Genomic DNA, 2,131 nt, shown 5'->3' with positions numbered 1-2,131 from the left:
GACGATCGCCCACGTCAGCAGAGCGAGCACGGTCGCGACGATCAGCCAGCCGCTGCGCGGGATGGCCGTTCCCCCGAACGACGCCCACGCGACCGCCACCATGCCGACGGCGTTGAGAGCCAGGGGCAGCGGGCGGCGGTCGGCGAGGTTCATCATCGCAATCTTGGCTGGTCGGGAAGGGGTCTCGATACGGCGGCTTCGCGGGGCCTACTCGGCCAGCGGGCGGGCAGTGATGCTCTGGCGGTGCTGATCGAGGCGCCAGGCGAGCACGCCGACGCGGGCGGCGCGGTTGGCGGCGAGCACCAGCAGGATGACGCCGGTCGAGGCCGTGGCCTCGGCACCGAGGTGCCTGGCGAAGATCTCGAGCCCGACGCGCACGGCGATGAGCACGACCCAGAGCGCCACACCGACCCAGCTCGTGCGGCTCTCGTATTCGAGTGGGGGCAGCGCCCCGCCGTTGCGCGAGGGGCGACGGCGCTCTTCGTAGGCGGCGGCGCGCTCACGGCTCAGCAGGCGGAAGTGCGCGATCGCGCCCATGGCGGCGCCGACGCCGAGCGAGATCACCAACTCGACCGCGAGCAGTGCGATGTCGACGGCGGTGAGGGTCACGGCCTTCGAACCGGTGACGATGAGGCCCGCGCCGACGATGCCGAAGATGAGGGGGCCGCGCCACATGCGGGCGGGGTCGACGACGCGCCAGGTCATCTGGCGGTAGCAGATCCACACGATGACGGCGAGGCCGAGCACCGCGTCGAAGACGTATTGAAGGTTCAGGTTCATGACAGCAATGCTTCCGACCCGCCGGGGGCGCGCCCACCACCCCAGGGTGGAGACACGGGTGGAGATCGCGCATGACAGATGCAGGAGTTGTATCTATCATTGTGTGTATGCCTGAGAAGAATCCTGTCGCCGCGGGCGATCGCGCGTACGAAGACGTCAAGTCCCGCATCCTGAGCAGCGAGCTCGCCGGCGGCGACCTCATCAGCGAGGGCGAGGTCGCCGACCGCCTCAACATCAGCCGCACTCCGGTGCGCGAGGCGTTCCTGCGCCTGCAGGCCGAGGGCCTCATGAAGCTCTACCCGAAGCGCGGCGCCATGATCACCCCGATCGCCCGCAGCGAGGCGCGCGACGTGGTCGACGCCCGCAACATGCTCGAGACGCACGCCGTGCGCACGGTCGTCGCCAGTGAAGAGCGCACCGAGCGGCTCGTCGCGCAGCTGCGCGAGAACATCCAGCTGCAGAAGGACCGGATCGCCGACCGGAACCTCGCCGGCTACGCGCTCGCCGACGCCGACTTCCACTCCGCCCTGATCGCCGCGAGCGAGAACGCCCTGATCATCCAGTTCTACGCCACGCTCTACGACCGCCAGGTGCGCATGGCGCGCTCCTCCGTTCCCACCGACGTGGTCGCGGAGGACGTGGTCGGGGCCCACCAGGCGCTGCTCGACGCGATCGCCGACCGCGACGCCGATCGCTTCGAGAAGCTGCTGGCCGAGCACCTCAAGGTCATCCACGACGTGCTCATTCGCTGAGCGGATGCCCGGGCGGGGCATCCGCTCGCCTTAAATGGATGCTGTGACAGATGACCGCTCAGTGATCCTGAAGCACTCCGGGTATCGCGCCGTGATCGAGCCCGATCGCTTCGTGCCAGGCGCCTACGAGCTCGTCGTCGACGGCACGCCGCAGTCGCACGTCAACCTGGACGACCCGACGCAGCTGTTCTTCGAGTACATCCAGCGCATGGGGAACGTCATCGATCTGATCGGTGACCCCGGGCAGCCGATCACCGCCGTGCACCTGGGCGCGGGGGCGATGACGCTGCCGCGGTACGTCGCGGCGACCCGGCCCGGCAGCCGCCAGCAGGTCATCGAGCTCGAGCAGAACCTCGTCGAGCTGGTGCGATCGGTGCTGCCGCTGCCGCGCGGCGCCGACGTGCGGGTGCGCTACGGCGACGCGCGCGAGATGCTGGCCAAGCTGCCGGCAGGCCTCGTGGGCGCCGCCGACCTCGTGGTCGTCGACATCTTCTCTGGGGCGCGCACGCCCGCGCACGTGACGAGCCGGGAGTTCTACACCGAGGCGGCCCGTCTGCTCGCGCCGGGCGGCGTCATGCTCGTGAACATCGCCGACGGGC

General features: G+C 69.8%; 3 protein-coding genes. 2 read left to right on the top strand and 1 reads right to left on the bottom strand.

Annotated features, from left to right (window positions below; translation table 11 throughout):
* Window positions 1-207: 207 nt before the first annotated feature.
* On the bottom strand, window positions 208-780 hold the full coding sequence (locus ACM2XV_RS14610) for a hypothetical protein (RefSeq protein WP_344776482.1): 573 nt from the start codon (window positions 778-780) through the stop codon (window positions 208-210).
* Window positions 781-887: 107 nt separating this feature from the next.
* Between ACM2XV_RS14610 and ACM2XV_RS14605 the strand changes: the two genes are divergently transcribed.
* Both ACM2XV_RS14605 and ACM2XV_RS14600 read left to right on the top strand, forming a co-directional pair.
* Window positions 888-1,532: a GntR family transcriptional regulator gene (locus tag ACM2XV_RS14605; RefSeq protein ID WP_344776484.1), complete on the top strand. Its 645-nt coding sequence runs from the start codon at window positions 888-890 to the stop codon at window positions 1,530-1,532.
* A 43-nt stretch (window positions 1,533-1,575) separates the two neighbouring features.
* On the top strand, window positions 1,576-2,131 hold a 556-nt coding region (locus ACM2XV_RS14600; RefSeq protein WP_487027457.1), incomplete at its 3' end, for a spermidine synthase.

This window comes from Gryllotalpicola sp. CP2-P1, assembly GCF_057512245.1.
This window is presented reverse-complemented; position numbering and strand designations above follow the sequence as displayed.